Source organism: Lacrimispora sp. (genome assembly GCF_032078915.1).
Taxonomy (GTDB): domain Bacteria; phylum Bacillota; class Clostridia; order Lachnospirales; family Lachnospiraceae; genus Lacrimispora.
The window spans coordinates 28,769-44,865 of the sequence record NZ_DAMAUN010000050.1 but is presented as its reverse complement, the minus strand read 5'-3'; the positions used below and the strand labels follow the sequence as shown (position 1 = coordinate 44,865).

Genomic DNA, 16,097 nt, shown 5'->3' with positions numbered 1-16,097 from the left:
ATATGGATTTGCTTGAGTTATTAACTCGTTTCTTCTCCTATCTTATTTTTATACACAAAAAGAGCCAGTCTATTGACTGACTCTAAATTTTGTTAGATACCGTTATTCATCTTCTAAATTTTCCAATAAAGCATTAATGTTAATTGGTGGTAAAATAACTGCCTCCACATCTGGTTGTGCGGTTAATAATGTGACTTGACTACGTAAATATGGAAATAGTATAGCCATGGTATTCTTTGCTATTATTACATTCCTAGTTTCTTCATCAAAATCGCCTCTTAATTCAAAAATGCCTGAAACTTTTATTTCTAAAGTTGCGTCCTCATCATTATCCGACATATTTAAATTAATTGAGCACTTGTATTCATTTTCATTGACTGCTATTATTTCTTTTCCTATACCAGTGTCACTAAACTTAATTATATTACCATTATGTTTACTTCTTTGAAAAAATATCTTTTCAAAATATATTTTTTTCGCCGATAATATACTTTCTGATTTTTCAATAATTGACTTATTTCTCATTATTTTTCACCTAAGCCGCCAATAAAGAGATTTTATTCGAAATTGAATATTCATCTTTATTTTTCAACTCACAACTCTCGATTTTAAATGACATCAAAAGATCTTTTTTCATACTAGAATATACTTTATTAGTGGAATCTACTATAAAACCACCATTTCCAGGGGTAGTATACGATATACCTACACCATATCGTTTTGCCAACATTTCAACTTGCTCTCTAGTCGTCATACTATTATCACCTCTCTAACAGAATTTTCATCTATAGAACTTCTTTCAACAATAAACTCAACCTTAGATACACATATTTGTTTCTCATTATAATTAAACCCCAACTCTTTTATTGCACTTACATGGTATTTACTTATTGCATAGGATGGATCATTTTTTGTAAAAGTATAAATAAAAACATCTATATTTTTATCTTGTTTTATTTTATCCAGCCAAAAACATCTTTTTCGTTGTTTTGCTAAAATCAATCCTTTTTTAGAATTATCACCCATAACAAAATTCAAGATAATACCTTGTGCAACAATTTCTTCTTCTAATTCTTGACAATATTGCTCCAACCTATTCATTACAAAAGGGTTATCTAAATCCATAATGTTCTCAACTTTAATTTTAGCTCTCACTACACTCGCAATGGATTTTCTTGCATATTTTTTAATGTGCGATGTTACTTTTGTGTCTGCCCACCACTTCGCCAATTCATAATCATTAAAAAAATATATTCCATGTCCTAACCAATGATTGTCTGTTTTTTTTATTTCGGCAATCTTAAAATTGTCTAAAATAATTGAATTAACATTCTCCAACTTCGTGCCATGAAAGCCTATTATCTCTTTCACATATGTAACCTCCACAATATATGCTTAAAGTGCATACAGATATAACTATAATACCTCTTTCTTCAAACATAATCAACTCTTTTCTTCAAATACATAATATGTATTATATGCAAGGCTTCTTTAAATTGTGAGTATATAATTTTCCAAATTTCTACAAGAACATATATTCTTATTGGAGGAGGAGGTGTGATGGGAGTTCTTTTATAACTCCATAAATATTATTGCTTATCCAAGAGATATGCTTCCAACTTTTCAAATAAATGAGGGTATAAGTCAATTTTCTTATTACGAAACTTCGATAAAACTCCTGCATCAATTCCTATCGTTTTCGCAATATAGCTTTGCTTTTCCCTTTCTAATCTCATAATATAAATATTCCTTAAATCTTCTTGCGACATAATAATCCTTTCTTTTTCATTGTTATGTTCATTTTTCTTGATAATATTTAGATTAAGTAAGGCATATCCTCCGAGTAGATATGCCCCACTGTATTGCCATATTTGAAAGATATGGCATCTATATAAACCATCACTCTTGCAACGCAATGGAATATAAGCATGTGATTGCAGCAAAATTAATGTTTGTGCATTATTACCATATACAACAACTAAACAATATAGTATTATAATAATGGATATTTTTGCACATTTTTATAAAAATAAAATAATAAAGAAAGAACACTACTCGACTTACGGTTCTTTCATGCCCTCTCTTCACAGGCAAATATTGGAAAGCCTTATAATACAAGGGTTTCCCAATTTTTTTGTGGACTTTTTTCTAATTTTTTGAAACATTCCAGGAAAGTTTCTTTGTCCTTATCGTATAAAACAGTCAACATACTATCTCTAATATCTTCATTCCCTGACTCAAATGCATATGCAATCAATGAATACATTGCATCTTCTTTTATCTTTAGTATACTTAACTTCCCCATACAGATTTCAAATTCATTGAGGCGATCTTTAGAATAAGAGTCGTTTTCCTTATCAAAATCAAGTATCCTCACATTTTTATCATACTCCTGCACAATACTGATGATTTTTTTATACTGCTTTCGATCAGCTTTCACCCTATTAGCTTTATATTCAAATATCGAATTTACACCTACCTTTTTTTCCAAAAAAGTTATGGTATTCAAATCTTTATGCTTTCTAAGGTCTATTACGCCCTCATCAATAATTCTGTACAGAATATCCATTGGACAATTAAAGAATGCAACGTCACTTTCCTTAATTTCCAACTTCTTACCTTTCTTTCTTTTATTATTGTTCTTTTGAATATCTGCATAGAACACAGGATATCTCGGCTCACGTTTCATGCATGGCATTTTTGATATTCTTCCCAATTCTGATTTAACATTTATTCCAAAACTTCTTTTTGCAGAATCAATAGCCACTTGTGCAAGTACAGAGCATATAATAAATATATCTTCTAATTCCTCATTTTTGCAACCTTCACCGAAATAATAACTCAAACCCAATTGGGCAATGTTGCTCGCAAAACCAATATCATATTGAGCAGACGAAATAGTTGAATCCATTTCAGAATAGGATTTCATACTTTTATCATACTTGCTTACCCCAGTTGGTTTAATCCCATTAATAATAGTAGGATAATTCATATAAGCCAACCTAGCCAGGTCAACAACATGCTTCTGATTTGTGGCATATATTGCATCGGTGTCTAAGTCCTGGCCGTTTAATCTGCTTTGAACATCTGTTTCAATCCCATTAATGATAATAACATTCCTACCTAAATCAGGAAAGTACGTTCTAATAGGTTCAGGATACACATTTTCAAGGTGGACAATATTATTTGGTGAATTATGAGGACTTCTAAATCCAGCAATCCTTTCTCCATCTGCAAATCTGGTTGTATGACACTGTATTCCATCCGGAATTTGTTTAAAACACTGCTCATTTTGAAAGTCTTTTCCCATAACCTTCATTAACATTGCAATAGGATTTCCGCAAATTGTTAAGTTGTCACCGTTCTGTAGCAGCTTTCCAAGTCTTAACCTTTGATTCTTAAATTCATTAATAATACTTGTTCTTTTACGCTTAAAATACTCCATATATCTAAAATTATCATTTAGCCTATATAGGTCAATCAGAACATTGTTGATACTGTATTTGGCGCTTCCTGTTGCCTTTAAATGCTGAAGAAATGCTTCGTCATTCAATTTTAGATTATTAAAGTATTCAACGCTATCTTTTGCTATCTCACGTAAGATATTCCAGTCTGTAGTTGGTAATGTATTGTTTGCTTGAAATGAGCTTCGCTGTAAGTCCCCCCACTTGCTACGATGGGCAGTCTTCACGATTGCAAATCTTTCACCATATTTCTTCATAAACTTATCGTAATATTTAAAAGCTGAAGCCATCGTTCCGTCTTTACTCATTAATTTTAAAAACTTCATCCACTTTAATGAATTCTCTGTAACAATCACCTTTATGTCCGTTACTTTAATTTTGCGACCAATCATATCAATTTCATAAGCGGTATCGTATTTATCACCATAATGATCTTTAAAATAGTCCTGTATTTTCCCTCTAAATAAACAGGATTTAAAGAAATGACTTCGACAGTAGATAAACCCTTCCATGCCCTCCGGGAATATAGAATTATCAATTAACCCCATACCGTCCCACAAAACATTAGTAATTTGAGATTCCTTGCTCTCTCTGTCGACGTAACACTCTCTATTAACATATGCAACTTCTTTCATTGGACATAAATCCACGTTTATACCATGCGCTTCAAGCGCCTTCTTCTTTTGGTCTACCCATGTAAGTTCAGGGTTTCTTTTTACCTTTTTCTTATAAAACGTAAGATTAAATTGGTTGATATATTCTTCAAAAGCAGGATAATCTCTTTGTTCTCTATACCTATCAACATCATGTTCTTTTACGGTAAATGCTTTTTTAAATACAGATACCTCTTTGTCCTCTAGCACAAATATGTTTTCCATAGGAATATTTATGTAATCAATGGCTGTAGCTGTGATTAATGGTGCATAAGCGGACATTTCTACTATTTGTGCACCCTTTTCATTTAGCATTTTATTCCAAAGTCCCATTGTTAGAAAATCCCTAGTCTTATTGAGCAAATCATCTTTTATAAAAAGGCAATGGCCTTCTTTTGCTTTCCCAGGGCTTCGCATAAGCATTTTATATAACACGGTCTTTTCAGAACCAATGATTTCTTTCCCTGTTTTGGAATTATAATTTTTCCAAGTAATACTTGCTCCTGTTTCATAATAATAGTCTCTTAAATCTTTTGACGTTTTAGCTGGCTTGATATTATCTTTATCGGAATCATCTTCGTCAACTCCCCAATCAAATTTCATCATTATAAAATCTAAACTGGTATTTCTCTTATTTACAGTCACACCATGTTTACGAACATATTCTGCAAACAGTCCATTGTTTATAACAGCATTTCCAAAATCCAAATATGATTCCTTATATGAAAACACTCCATTTCCCTTAGATAATCGAAAACGATATCCGTTGTTATACCTGTAAAGGCTTGCTGCCTGTATGCTTTTAATTTTAATAGCACTGCTCTTTTCTGTCTGTTCTATACTTATGACTTTTTCCTCCAATTACACTTAATATTTTTCATCTTAGAAATTAGGAGGTTGCAAGTTGCAACTTCCTAAAAAATATTCCCATCTTGAAACTAGGATTTCATTGCAACTGACTTTATGGCTACCATCATTACTTGTTCTCTTTTTATCCAATAATTCTTTCATTGAATCTGTAAGATTACGTTCAATGGAGAGTGCCCGCTTTAAATTAGTTTTGGACATATTTAACTCTTTTGCAATTTCATCCAAATTCATGAGTCCAGTTTGGACTTTTGATTTCCTATCTCCTCCTTGCTTATACCCTCTCAGTTCTACATATATTGCCAATGCCTTCCTGTCTTTCTCAGGATTGTTCTTTCTACGCCCAAATGAGGACTTCTTAATTTTAAGCAGTCATTCAAGGAGTGTCTGAAACGGACATGCCTCGATTTCTCAAAAATACGAACTCGCCACATCTTGACTTCTACATCAGCGATCTTCAAAAACCACTGTGTAAAACATCAATTCCATCAAATTTGATTACGCTTCCACTCATCAAGACAAATAATTTCAGCCTGTCCTTTTTTGTTTTCAAAACTAATGCTAAATTCGTCCAACTCCAAAAGGTCAAATAACTCACTGGCCGGAATATCTAATGTATCTAAATCCGTCTCTACCGCTTGTATATGCATATCTGAGAATGAAATAGCCGACACCATATAAATCTTATCTACGACTTTTATATATTTAATTTTTGTTGTGTTTATTGTAATATCCCTCCCGTTACATCATGAATCTATTAACAGGTACTTCCTTGAAATATTCATCTGGATTTTCACCGGAAGCAATCAATTCTTCTCTTCCCTCTTCAATCATTTCATAAATCATTTTCACCGGAACATTATAGACTCTTGCCATATCTTCAGGCATACAGACAAATTCTTCTCCTGTTATCTCACTAATTTGCTTCATCAGATCCAGATAAATAAGATCATAGTTGGCACCACTCTCCAATCCACTATCTATAATCTCATTTACCATTTCTTCTGTAATTCCATATTTATCATAGTTAATCATAATATTCTGTATAATCATTTCTCTATTCATATGTAGTAATTCTCCTTTTCTCTTAAAAAATTTATATCTGCGAGCAATCTTCAGATTGCGAACAAGGTATGAGATTGCCGCTTTTAGCAAGCTCGTACATATACTGTCAGAGACTAATATTCCATAAATTCGTCATAATGTATTTCTCTAATTTTTTCATCAATCATAAACTTTAATTCTTCAAGTATTGGCTCCTTTTCATTACCAGTAATATCTGAATCCATAAACTTATCTAATATTGTGGAAAACTGGTTATATAATTTCTCAGTATATTGTTCCTTTGTCATACTTTTCTCCAATCTTATATTTTTCATTCTTTATATGTATTATCTAATTCTCCTTCTATAATCCCACATACAGGATTTCTGTAGGCGTAGCCGGAAGAAATACTATTGTGCAAAGCACTCACCTACTCAATTAAGTAAGTACCAGATACAATTATGTCTCTTATCTGGTCACATACATTTTTAGTGGGAATATTTTTCTCCTTTACCTTAGATATAGAATCTTTTATATCATCAAGTGTCATATGATAATCCTTCATAAGAAAATCAATAAAAGGTTGTCGATATGATATCATTTTATCTAAATCCAATTTATAATTATTACAATAAGAACAATTTCTATATTGCTTTTCCTTATAAGCCAGTTCATTGATTTTGCTCTCATATTTAGCAATGCAGCTTATTACATATTCAACGGTCAACGTATTGCTGTTTAACCTATTCTCCATCTTTATTCTGTAGCTTTTATCCATTCTACCCTTTCTCATCATAGTGGATCGCTCTGCGATATAGGTTTATGTTCCGCCCACAAGGGGCTACACATAAATCCAATCGAGGTTTTAACTTGTTACCCCATTATTATTTTATATAGAAATCAGATAACATATTAGCACTGTCCTTATAATGGGGGTGATTCTCTAATATAATATATTAGGTAAACCCCCCTAAAATTTAATTAGCTAATCCTGTAATATCCTTTTTTATCGGTCTGCATTTGTTCAAATAATAATCTTACAGTTTGATTACTCTTCTTTGTGTCCTTAAATGAATCATTGTTCAATCCAGTATCAGATAGTAATTCATTCAATTTAAAGAGTTTTCCAGTAGTTTGTGAATCACACCAATTAACAATTTTTTGAGCATTTGTCATCTTTTTACCGTCAGGTGGTTTTCTGTCTTTTACCTTGTCTATCTTCAAACTCAAAGGCGTATCTTCATACTCAAAATTTGTTCCAACAGCCTTATATCTGTCTTCTATCATTGATGATAATTCACCATACAAATCATCATCTACATTATAGAAAGTCCATATTTGCACTTTTTCTGTATTCTTATAATTTCTTATTGCTAACCTAAATATATTCTGCTCAAAATCTGCAAGAATGCACCTAAGCATAGTTTGTGTAATTATGTACTGGTATTCTTTGTTATGATTTTTGCTTATTCCATCAAAAAAATCCATAGACTCTTGTTCGGTCATTTCAGATAATCGCTGATAAATTTCCATATGGGAACCGCAATACATATAAAAATATGCCATATTGGGAAAACGATTCATGCCTATGTATGCCATATTATATAAGTCTTTAAAATCATTAAATCCCCTTAAATTACCAAAATACCCTATATATTTAAAGTCTTTAAATCTTTTAATTAAATCACTATACAGCACTATCAGAATATCCTTTGGTCTGCCTATATAATGTTTTAATTTATTTCTTATGTATTCAATAATGGCGTTTGTGGTATTAAAAGAGGACTTTTTTCCATTACAAAGAGCATTTTTACTTGTGGACATTTTTACATTTGTAATTGTCATATTAAGAGGTATGTTATACTTTTTACCATCAACTATCTCCACATAATCTAAATCATAGCGTGGATCAATATCGGCAGTTGCATCAAACACAAAAAATTTTTTATCCTGATTTAAGTAAAAATAATCTCTATTATCAATTACCATTACAAGAGAACGCTCATAATTTCCGTGTTTCTTTTTAATAGAATGGAATATGGCGCCGTCTTTTGCAATTTTCTGTAAACACATTAGGTCTTTCAAAATAGCATTATATTGTTTGGAAAGAGGTTCCATATTCTCCGTAATAACCTTAAAGAATAATGTATCATTTGGTGTAATTGTTGAATACCTTTCATCTTTCCAATATAATATGACATTCAAATCTTCTGATAAGTTTTCTTTATTATCCATCTGATCAAGGAGTCTATCCTTAAAGGTCTTAAACTCTTTAATTACATAATCCTTATTTTCTACTTCATTAGATAGTCCTTCGTACAAAGCAGATTCTATCCGTGTCAGATTTACGCTATTAATATTTATTGTTTCAGAGAAATACGGACATTCATCAAAAATAACTATATCCCTTTTAAGCGGTTGTTTTTTGTAGCTGAAAGAAAATAGCTGTTCTCGAATACTCTCACTTAACATAAAGTAACGTTGGGTTGACAATAGAACAATGGGTTTGTAGTGCTGCTTAATCAATTGTTCCATAAAAGGAGTATCAGAACGCAAAACAATCACACTGTTTTCAAAATTTTTATAATGATTACTAAAACCAAAACTTTCAAAAACTTCGCCCCAATATTTTTCTGCGTTTTTTCTATCTTTTTCTCCGTTAGACAACTCCTCTAATCGTTTTATGGAATCAGTGACAACTACTAATCCTTGAGGTTCGTGTCGCCCACAGTAAAAAAAGTCTCCGATACAACAGTGCATAAATGACTTGATAAATGTAGATTTTCCTATCCCTGGTCTGTCTGCAATACAAGTAACTTTTGATGTATCTTTGTTATGAATAATTGTTTCAAATGTCTCTTCGAAAAACATAAGCTGTTTATCTTCAAAATTATAATCTGGTAAATAAGTCTTAAAATCTTCATATGTTAGTTTTGATTTATTCATTGGCACACCTCCATTTATCGGCTCATATATTCGTCTATTGCCGATTTCAATTGAGGTGAGTCTTTAAAAAAGAACACATTTCTACCAGACTTCTTTAAATCTGGTTGCATATCCACAAGTACAAATCCCTTTTGCATCAAATAACCAGACATTTTCTGACTATAAACAATAAAACTTTTCTTTTCCACTGTAACTATAATAGTTTTATTCCTCCCTCTTCTTATACCCTATCTCCACAACATTCAATTTCAATTGTTACACCACATTTCATAATCACATGAACTGTCTGGCTTCCATACTCATCCTTTACCTGATAGCAAGCAATTACATCACCATATGGAATTATCAAGCCGTTTTGAGGTCTTCCCCATGTAATCCTAAATCGGTCTCCGCCATTTGTGTTTTGATTGTAACTTCTTTCACATGGAATGGTAAATCTTCCGATAATGGCTCCTTTTGATTCAGTCTTTAAATATGATTCAATAGCATATTCTCTATTCCTGTCCATAAAATCACTTAATATTTTGCTTGTAGTATCTTTATCCATACCTTCTATTCTCCATTTCTATCTAATATTTGACGGGAGAAAATATCCCCCGTCCCGGCTAATCTACTTATTCAAAAGTTCACCAAGTTTTATTTTCATGGCTTCTTGCAACTGATAAATCTGTTCGTGAGAAATGGTTTCTTCTGCTAAGATATTCGTAAGCAGCTTTTTATTTACATAGCCCGTTTCGATAATTTCTTTGAATACTCTCCAATCCCTACGGCACATATTTTCCCAGTGGTAGGAAACCATATCAAGATTATTCAGAAATTCGCCGGACGTTACCTTGATGTTATCCGAACCTTCCATACAGTAGAACTTAATAGTCCCATCTGTAGTCTCACAAAATGTACCAAGTGATTCCTGTTCTTCCTTCCAATCCTCAACGAACCGCTCGGCGGCATACTCATTGTCTGACTGCCCGCTATCTTTCAGGTAGTCCTTATAAGCCAGCTCTATTACCTGAAAATCCGATTCCGTAATGAATACACCTGTTATTTCTCTTAATCTATCCAACCTTAACTCTGTCATTGCTTGTCCTCCAATTTATTTTTTATGGTGCTGTTTATATCCTTTTACTGCTTTATTTGCCGTATCATGCAAAGCAGATATGTAGATTACAAACGGTGTTGGCTCCTTATTTTTCTTATGCGTTTTAGGCATAACCATAACAGATTCTTCGTTTAATATTTTCTCTACAACAACTTTGAAGCAACTCTTGCAATCACTTTTACACGTGACATAATAAGTGCCACCAACTTTAACATCTTCTATTTTCATATTGTTCCTTTCCCTATAAGATAAGTATGAATTACACTTGCCTTACTGATTCACTGATATATCTGCCTTGTTGCAATATCCATTAATCTAGCGTTGATATCCTGCAATTCTTTAATTATTTTCTGGTATTTCTCAACAGTTTCATCTTTAGACCGCCATTGGTGATCATATTCCACTGCAAGATTGTTCACAACTTCCCAAATATTAGGCTCATATAAAGGATCGGAATTATATACACATAGGCAGCTAACCGCATCATCAGTTGTTTCATATTTGAGTGTGCCTTTTAACTCTAATTCCTCAACACACGTTGAATATTTTGCTTCATAGTTTCCTACGAATTCATCAACCGAAACTCCTGAATCCTTGAAATCGTCATAGATGGTTTCAAAATAGCCTGGTGAGACGAAAATACCCGTCTGGTTGATAAAGTCTACCCTTGATATGAAATCCTCGTATACGGGTTCTCTGGTCGTTTCTACGGGGTGGATAAGAATTCTCTTCTTATCTGGATAAAACCTTCGTAAATCTGGTTTATCATGCAATGTCCTCATAATTGTAATTACTTTATCAATGTCACCGCCAAACACGCCAACTTCTGTACATGATTTAAGTTTGTCATATCTCACGGTCATATCTTCGTTGTAATACTCAAGATTATGCTTTTGGTAAATCTTAAAAAGTTCTTCCTCTAACTGTTCCTTTGTTATTGTTCCGTAGCCTTCCATTATAATTTCCTCCGATTTATTTAATATCAGCATGTGCCGAAACTGACACATGCCGTTTACATTACTTTCCTACTTAGAATTCACCGTTTCTAAGTAAAGCCATTACTCAAACTTATTATCATTCTCAATGTTGTAAATGTAATATCCCTCATATCCAAGAAGAATCTGCTTGTCCTTACAGATAATAACTAAACTCAATGTATCTATATCATCAGAATCTTTATTCACTTCTGCCAATCCAGTTACTTCCACTGCAACGTTGGAAATGATTGATTCGCAATTATCTTCTTTGATTCTGAATAACTGATTGTCTTCACAATAATAGCCAGAATCGTAAAAGTCTGCATCATCTAACCATTTAGCAATAAACTGTTCCCACCGTGAAATTGTTCCAGTCTTTACGCTTTTACCCCCTTTGAGGAAAGTACCGATATAATCGTCATAAACTCGCATAGCGCAATCTCGTTCGTCCATCAGCAAACCATTAACCGCAACTTCATTGTAAAAGCTAGGCTCGTCATTTTTAACTGTTCTGACAACAATAGGCCGTCTATCATAGCCTAAGTCATCACTTAAAACTTTCTCACCACCGCTAACCTTAACTGTAATTCCATGCACATGGGTTTCGATATAATCCTTAATCTCCATGAGCTTTCCATACTGTTCATAGTAATTATTGTCTGGACTTAATTTCAAGTCTTCGTTGCTTTCGACAATTACATTTACCTTTTGCTCAATCAGTCCACAATCCACATTTTTCACATATTTTCTTAATTTCTTAAACATATAAATACCTCCGATTTTTATTATGTAGAGTCAGCATTTCGCCAACTCTCAAATAATAGTTTGTTGATGGGATAGGAGCCGTACCCTATCATGAGTACCATCTAATATGTTATTCTCTGTTTGGAAACAGAAAATTATTAATTTTTAGAAACATCTTTACAAAATATTCTTACATGCATAAAAGGTTGTCCAAATGGTATTATTAGAATGGTATCAAGGAAACCATTTTTGAAGAAAATTTGATTGAGTTCTTCGGATAAATCAAATTTAAATGATGTTTCTGAATTTCCAACATGAAGAATGTTTCTGTCATTTTCTTCGTCTTCGTCAATTTTTACTGATATTTTTTCACCAGATATTTCAACAGAAAACATATCGGCAATATACATTGAATGTGGTCTGTGAAACTCATTGTTCAAATAGGATTTTAATTCTTCTACTTCAATTTCGTTGAAGTGTTCTTTGACAGTTATTTTTGTGTCATCGGTGTGAAAAATTGTTATGTCTAAATTTAGTTTATTTTTCATTTTAATCGTAATGTGGAAGGCGTCCATATTGTCTAACATTTTTCCATCTATTGAAGTAATATCAGATTCTAAAATAGTGTATTTTGTTTCTGTACAACTCTGTGAAAATTTCAAAGTGTTGTTGATTTTTTCAAAAGTGTTTATGTACATTGAAAGTATGTTTTGATTTTCTGATTGGACGTGCAACGTCGAAATGTCAAACTTGTTAATAAATTCAAAATAGTCAACTGCACTTGCTTCTTTCTTGTCTAATACTGTTTTAATAATTTTGTTCATATCGGTTTCCTCCATAGTTTTGATTTTATAGTTAGATGATAGGACAGGAGCTTATAAGCCTATCTGCTTCCATCTAATATGTTATTCTCCGTCTGGTAACGGGAAATATCTTAAATAAATTATGCTACTTCCTGCTTAACCTTAATTCCTGCTCTTGCAGCCAATTGTTCAAGGCTCATATCCTTATACAAAATTCTATTTCCATATGCGTCTATGATAGCCTCATTTAAGGCTTCTTCCACCATAGACAGTGTCAATATAGGCTCCACATTTACAGCCTGAATACGGTCATTCCCTGGCCTTTCACCTAGTTCAAAGGAGACAATGTCCCCATCATGAAACAATCTGAAACCGTCCATATTAATTTGCTTGTGGTGCACGAAAACATCGTTCCCCTCTGAATCTGTAATAAAGCCATATCCCTTCTTTGCGTCAAACCATTTTACTGTACCTTTTATTTTAAATCCTCCTTACATGTTATCTATTTTGCTATTTCTTTGCGCAATTTTTTCACTAGTTTCTTTTCTATACTCAGAATCTTCGTATTTCAACCTCTCAGGGTGTTTTAAGTAATATTTATCGATCCTTTTATTACTTATAAAATGCAAGTTAGCACATAAAAATTGTTGTAACTTTTTATTATTGTTACGATGTATGTTTCCAGAATTAAAGTAGCCGTCCATAACATCATATAATTTAGGATTAATTTCTTTAAATTTGACACTAAGTTTTTTACCCTCCTCACCTGTAAAAGTTCTGTTTCGGTGAAACATGGGTATATCGGTTTCCATTGCAATTAGAAAGATTACTTCTTTTATAGACTCCTGGCTCATTTTTGTAGCAATATTTAAATCTGGCATTTTCTTGAGTTTTATAGGTTGTCCATCTTTTGTAATTTTAAGCTGATTACACGTTACAATTGCCTCTGCTCTTACCATTTTTGCTTTATCTTTCAATGCAGCATCTAACAATATCTTTTGGCATAAAGCATTTTCACCTAGATTGTATTTAATAAAATAATCACTTCTTACAACAAAATACCTTTCCCTCCACGTTCCTTTTTTCATAATCTTTTTAAAGTTTTCTACCTTTTCTTCTAACACTCATATCCTCCTTATTCTCCTATGAAATATGCATTTCAATTTTGACAGTTTGGCAGGTGGTTTTCACCACCCACCATATAATTCTCTGTTCTAAATCTGGATATTAAATTTTGTGGAATTCACCTGTGCTTCTGGTAATAACTGTTTCGTCTTTTCGATAAGCATAAGCAACACTTTAAAAACATACATTTCATCACCGGCAATATAAGAAGGTTTTGAGTGTGAAAGAAATGGTAGTAACTCATGAGCATGTTTTAACACAAATCCAGCATACAAATCATCAACTGAAGATTCCTCTGGTAATTCATCACTCTCATAAATAACCGCTCCATCAATAAGAGGTATAGATATGTATTCAGTGTTTACATCTAATTTTTCCAATACAGAAACTTTTTCACCATTCGCACATATTCCAATAAAATAGTTGCTTGCGTTGGAAATGCAGCCCATAGTATTTCTTATAAGCACTTTGTCTTCAATTGGCGTAATGTCAAATCTTAGAGAGCATAATGAATCCATATATGACATAGCTGCTGTGATGATGTGATTTGCAATAATGTTTTTAACCTTGTTCTCTTCCTGCCATTTGTACACTTCCATATATAAATTTGTAAGCTCCTCATCGCACTCTTTCAGGTTGGCATCGTGCTTTAATTCTTTCATAGAAATATCCGCTGTTCCCATTGGAACAAAATTCTTCTTGCTATTAACGTTGGTTCCGTTTTCTTTTGCCATTTTTCTTCTCTGCTCTCTGTTCATGTCTAAATCCTCCATAATTTTAATTTTTATAAGTTATACCAGTGAGTAATTTTGAACTACCCACTGTGTAATTCTCTGTTCTTTGATTTTCTTTACCTTTTCTTTTATAAAAACTCACTCAAAATATCCAGACTTGATACCTTTTCTTCTTTTTTAGGCTTCGTCTCTGTATCAAATGCCCCCAAAAAGTCAATGGAATCATCAAAAAGCCCGTCACTTGCTGCCTTAATACCCTTCTGAATGATTTCCGCATTGGTTTGTGCCATAGCCTTGATCTCATTTAATCTTGCTTTGGGCAATGTAAGTCCTGCCAGCATACATACATTAGATGGCGCCGAGGTCCCTATGTAGCAGTCAATTGGTGTCCCTACTACCGAATACAGTTGATCCAATTCCACATGAGTATTGCAACTCATAATTCCTACATAGCGGATAACCTTATTTGGCTCTATAGGTGCATAGATATTAGCACTAGTAAGGGTAGATACAAACTTGTCCACATTGTCCTTGCCGAGCTTAGATATAACGGCCATTCCTGGTGTGCTTAATAATTTATTAATCTCACTACGATCCAGGCAACCATAATCACCGCCGTTTTCATTAGTCAGCAATGCATCTAAATGAGTGAAGAAGATTTCATTAATCTTCAGTTTGTCCTTGTTCTTTGAGTTATCCAATATAAAAGTGGCTCCTATAACATCTAATTTCTCTATTTCTTGAAAAAGTTCCACCGTATTCGCATATGACTGGAAATTCTCTGATTTATCTGGAAGTACAGTTACAATGCAAATGTTAATTCCAAGCTGATTACTTAGTATTTTGGCGACGGCTGCCAACATTCCAGAACCAGTACCACCGGCAGATGAAGCACATATGAATATTGTAGTGATTGCTGGCATCTTTGCTCTTACTTCATCAATCAGTAATTCTAAGTTTTCCTTTAATAATGCTTTAGACTTTTTCCTATCCTTATGGCACCCCTGACCATTTCTGAAATGGAATTTGTTCTTTGCACCTCTTGTCGCCAAATCTTCAACAGAACTATTGGCAACCACGCAAGGATAACCAGCTTCTTCAAATTTCTTTGTGGCATTTCCTCCGAACTGCCCGATTCCTAAAAATCCATAAAACTGAATGTGATCCTTCTTATACATTTTTCTTTTCCTCCCTTTTTTCTGGTAAAATATTAAGCCCCTTTTCTGTCAGATAATAGGTTTTTGCTTTCCCAGCCTTTACACCATCATCTACAAATCCATTTTCTTTCATTTCCTTTATTCTCTTATGAATTGTATTTGGCTTACTAACCCTTTCCAATGCGGATATTTCAGCAATAGTAAGGCCATGCACTTTATCAGTAGCATTTTTAGTCCTTAAAATTCCTAGAATGACATATGCACATCTATTTAGTTCCACATACTCACCCCTTTCTATATATGTGCGTTGATTTTTCTGACCTTGTAATGATAAACTTTGATTTGAAATGTAAAAATATTGGGGCATTTCTGCCCTTTACCTAAGATGAATCAAGTTCTTTTGCCGTTGGAGTGGGTATTTTCCTTATTTTATATGGAAATAAGTCACAAGCTCCTTGCCGACACTCTGGATTGTAATATTTAC

Annotated in this window: 22 protein-coding genes and 1 pseudogene; all 23 read right to left on the bottom strand. The window is 33.0% G+C overall.

What is annotated here, in order from left to right; genetic code table 11:
* Positions 1-102: 102 nt before the first annotated feature.
* The 23 genes and pseudogenes from RT269_RS18555 to RT269_RS18445 all read right to left on the bottom strand — a co-directional run bounded on the left by RT269_RS18555 (position 103) and on the right by RT269_RS18445 (position 15,893).
* The gene (locus tag RT269_RS18555; RefSeq protein WP_313184804.1) at positions 103-525 is read right to left on the bottom strand and encodes a protein-export chaperone SecB; all 423 of its coding nucleotides are present in this window, start codon (positions 523-525) and stop codon (positions 103-105) included.
* Between the two features lie 10 nt (positions 526-535).
* Positions 536-754 carry a hypothetical protein gene (locus tag RT269_RS18550; RefSeq protein ID WP_313184802.1) on the bottom strand — a complete coding sequence of 73 codons (219 nt, stop codon included), beginning with the start codon at positions 752-754 and terminating at the stop codon, positions 536-538.
* Complete coding sequence (locus RT269_RS18545; RefSeq protein ID WP_313184801.1) at positions 751-1,371, bottom strand: hypothetical protein; 621 nt, start codon at positions 1,369-1,371, stop codon at positions 751-753. Before RT269_RS18545 ends, RT269_RS18550 begins: the two co-directional genes overlap by 4 nt.
* Before the next feature lie 218 nt (positions 1,372-1,589).
* Positions 1,590-1,736, bottom strand: a complete 147-nt coding sequence (locus RT269_RS18540) for a hypothetical protein (protein WP_313184799.1) — start codon at positions 1,734-1,736, stop codon at positions 1,590-1,592.
* Positions 1,737-2,107: 371 nt separating this feature from the next.
* Positions 2,108-4,978, bottom strand: coding sequence for a hypothetical protein (locus RT269_RS18535; protein WP_313184797.1), 2,871 nt, complete (start codon positions 4,976-4,978; stop codon positions 2,108-2,110).
* A 21-nt stretch (positions 4,979-4,999) separates the two neighbouring features.
* A complete protein-coding gene (locus tag RT269_RS18530) occupies positions 5,000-5,290 on the bottom strand; it encodes a hypothetical protein (protein ID WP_313184795.1) in 291 nt (96 codons plus the stop codon).
* 182 nt (positions 5,291-5,472) lie between these two features.
* Positions 5,473-5,661, bottom strand: coding sequence for a hypothetical protein (locus RT269_RS18525; protein ID WP_313184794.1), 189 nt, complete (start codon positions 5,659-5,661; stop codon positions 5,473-5,475).
* Between the two features lie 64 nt (positions 5,662-5,725).
* On the bottom strand, positions 5,726-6,049 hold the full coding sequence (locus RT269_RS18520; protein WP_313184792.1) for a hypothetical protein: 324 nt from the start codon (positions 6,047-6,049) through the stop codon (positions 5,726-5,728).
* A 113-nt stretch (positions 6,050-6,162) separates the two neighbouring features.
* Entirely contained in the window at positions 6,163-6,336 is a 174-nt protein-coding gene (locus RT269_RS18515; protein ID WP_313184790.1) for a hypothetical protein, read from the bottom strand.
* A gap of 122 nt (positions 6,337-6,458) precedes the next feature.
* Positions 6,459-6,806: a hypothetical protein gene (locus RT269_RS18510; RefSeq protein WP_313184788.1), complete on the bottom strand. Its 348-nt coding sequence runs from the start codon at positions 6,804-6,806 to the stop codon at positions 6,459-6,461.
* A gap of 203 nt (positions 6,807-7,009) precedes the next feature.
* Positions 7,010-8,974 carry a hypothetical protein gene (locus tag RT269_RS18505; protein WP_313184786.1) on the bottom strand — a complete coding sequence of 655 codons (1,965 nt, stop codon included), beginning with the start codon at positions 8,972-8,974 and terminating at the stop codon, positions 7,010-7,012.
* A gap of 14 nt (positions 8,975-8,988) precedes the next feature.
* Complete coding sequence (locus RT269_RS30250) at positions 8,989-9,162, bottom strand: DUF5659 domain-containing protein (RefSeq protein ID WP_313184784.1); 174 nt, start codon at positions 9,160-9,162, stop codon at positions 8,989-8,991.
* Between the two features lie 32 nt (positions 9,163-9,194).
* Positions 9,195-9,521: a hypothetical protein gene (locus tag RT269_RS18495; protein WP_313184783.1), complete on the bottom strand. Its 327-nt coding sequence runs from the start codon at positions 9,519-9,521 to the stop codon at positions 9,195-9,197.
* Between the two features lie 63 nt (positions 9,522-9,584).
* A complete protein-coding gene (locus tag RT269_RS18490; protein WP_313184781.1) occupies positions 9,585-10,052 on the bottom strand; it encodes a hypothetical protein in 468 nt (155 codons plus the stop codon).
* A 15-nt stretch (positions 10,053-10,067) separates the two neighbouring features.
* Entirely contained in the window at positions 10,068-10,301 is a 234-nt protein-coding gene (locus tag RT269_RS18485; RefSeq protein WP_158416396.1) for a hypothetical protein, read from the bottom strand.
* 50 nt (positions 10,302-10,351) lie between these two features.
* Positions 10,352-11,029, bottom strand: coding sequence for a hypothetical protein (locus tag RT269_RS18480; RefSeq protein WP_313184777.1), 678 nt, complete (start codon positions 11,027-11,029; stop codon positions 10,352-10,354).
* 102 nt (positions 11,030-11,131) lie between these two features.
* Positions 11,132-11,815, bottom strand: a complete 684-nt coding sequence (locus tag RT269_RS18475) for a hypothetical protein (RefSeq protein ID WP_313184776.1) — start codon at positions 11,813-11,815, stop codon at positions 11,132-11,134.
* 137 nt (positions 11,816-11,952) lie between these two features.
* Positions 11,953-12,618 (bottom strand): hypothetical protein, encoded by a 666-nt coding sequence (locus RT269_RS18470; RefSeq protein ID WP_313184774.1) that lies wholly within the window; start codon positions 12,616-12,618, stop codon positions 11,953-11,955.
* A gap of 266 nt (positions 12,619-12,884) precedes the next feature.
* Positions 12,885-13,076, bottom strand: a pseudogene (locus tag RT269_RS18465) (cold shock domain-containing protein); the annotation flags it as partial.
* Positions 13,077-13,088: 12 nt separating this feature from the next.
* Positions 13,089-13,721, bottom strand: coding sequence for a hypothetical protein (locus RT269_RS18460; protein WP_313184772.1), 633 nt, complete (start codon positions 13,719-13,721; stop codon positions 13,089-13,091).
* A gap of 90 nt (positions 13,722-13,811) precedes the next feature.
* Positions 13,812-14,480: a hypothetical protein gene (locus tag RT269_RS18455; protein ID WP_313184770.1), complete on the bottom strand. Its 669-nt coding sequence runs from the start codon at positions 14,478-14,480 to the stop codon at positions 13,812-13,814.
* 104 nt (positions 14,481-14,584) lie between these two features.
* A complete protein-coding gene (locus RT269_RS18450) occupies positions 14,585-15,634 on the bottom strand; it encodes a hypothetical protein (RefSeq protein WP_313184768.1) in 1,050 nt (349 codons plus the stop codon).
* Positions 15,627-15,893 (bottom strand): hypothetical protein, encoded by a 267-nt coding sequence (locus RT269_RS18445; RefSeq protein WP_313184767.1) that lies wholly within the window; start codon positions 15,891-15,893, stop codon positions 15,627-15,629. Before RT269_RS18445 ends, RT269_RS18450 begins: the two co-directional genes overlap by 8 nt.
* Positions 15,894-16,097 lie beyond the last annotated feature (204 nt).